Source organism: Roseateles chitinivorans (assembly GCF_002761755.1).
Classification (GTDB): Bacteria; Pseudomonadota; Gammaproteobacteria; order Burkholderiales; family Burkholderiaceae_C; genus Roseateles; species Roseateles chitinivorans.
On record NZ_PEOG01000210.1, the window covers coordinates 1 to 450 of the forward strand.

Below are 450 nucleotides of genomic sequence, written 5' to 3' on the forward strand. Positions count from 1 at the left end.
CGTGCGCCCGTCCATAAAAGCGACCATGTCATGTGGAATGGTCAGCTGCTCTTTGGTGGCAGCGAGCACGAAAGCGTCGGGCTCCAGAATAAACGGATCGTCGTCTGAGGCTTCGATCAGGACCCACCGATCGCCCATATCTTCAGCGTTACGCGGGTCGATATACGCTGCGTCAGGATTGACTTGCTGCACACGAAACTCTTTACCGAGCGTGCCGTAGATGCCACAGCAATCAAGCTGTGTGGCTTGATCAATCGGTGGGACGATCTGAATGTCTCGGTCGTGCAGGGCGTGTTTCAAGGTGCGATCTGAGAGGATCATAGCGCTCCTATCATTCGATAATATGATATAGACATGAATATATACCCTAATAATATGATTGCAAGGGGATTATGTCATTTGAAGCAATTATTTGCGCTGAAGCATAATTATTTGCGCCGATACCATTGT

1 protein-coding gene is annotated in these 450 nt (G+C 49.1%); it reads right to left on the minus strand.

Annotation, left to right across the window (positions count from 1 at the left end):
* A partial coding sequence (locus tag CS062_RS26040) for a dCTP deaminase (RefSeq protein ID WP_438270503.1) occupies window positions 1–321 on the minus strand: 321 nt, incomplete at its 3' end.
* Window positions 322–450 lie beyond the last annotated feature (129 nt).